Here is a 770-nt window from a genome sequence, read left to right as displayed (position 1 = left end):
CGGGGTTGGGATGTGGCGGGTCTTTATGATCCGGATCCTGGTCGGGTGGGTCGGAGTTATGTGCGGTCGGGTGGTTTTCTGGCTGGTGCGGGTGATTTTGATGCGGGTTTTTTTGGGATTTCGCCGCGTGAGGCGTTGGCGATGGATCCGCAGCAGCGGTTGTTGTTGGAGGTGTCGTGGGAGGCGTTGGAGCGGGCGGGGGTGGATCCGTCGTCGCTGCGTGGCAGCGACACCGGCGTCTTCACCGGCCTGATCTACCAGGGCTACGGCGGCGAGTCGGTGACGGCGTCCGAGGGTGTGGAGGGCTATCGGATCAGTGGGACCGCCTCGAGCGTGGCCTCCGGTCGGGTGGCGTATGTGTTGGGGTTGGAGGGGGCGGCGGTGACGGTGGATACGGCGTGTTCGTCGTCGTTGGTGGCGTTGCATCTGGCGGTGCGGGCGTTGCGTGCGGGTGAGTGTGGGATGGCGTTGGTGGGTGGGGTGACGGTGATGTCGACGCCGGTGGGTTTTGTGGAGTTTTCGCGGCAGCGGGGGTTGGCTGCTGATGGGCGGGTGAAGGCGTTTGCGGAGGGTGCGGATGGGACGGGGTGGGGTGAGGGGGTGGGTGTGCTGGTGGTGGAGCGGTTGTCGGTGGCGCGGGTTCGGGGGCATGGGGTGTTGGCGGTGGTGGCGGGTTCGGCGGTGAATCAGGATGGTGCGTCGAATGGTTTGACGGCGCCGAGTGGTCGGGCGCAGGAGCGGGTGATCCGGGCCGCGCTCGCGGACGCGGG

General features: G+C 67.4%; 1 protein-coding gene. It reads left to right on the top strand.

Translation table 11 applies throughout. The features are described 5' to 3' along the window. On the top strand, positions 1 to 770 hold a 770-nt coding region (locus AC559T_RS15025; RefSeq protein WP_498869124.1), incomplete at both ends, for a beta-ketoacyl synthase N-terminal-like domain-containing protein.

Origin of the sequence: Frankia sp. Hr75.2, from assembly GCF_949319125.1 — a bacterium.
GTDB classification, from domain to species: domain Bacteria; phylum Actinomycetota; class Actinomycetes; order Frankiales; family Frankiaceae; genus Parafrankia; species Parafrankia soli.
Note: the sequence above shows the minus strand (reverse complement) of the source record. Positions and strands in the feature narration are given on the sequence as shown.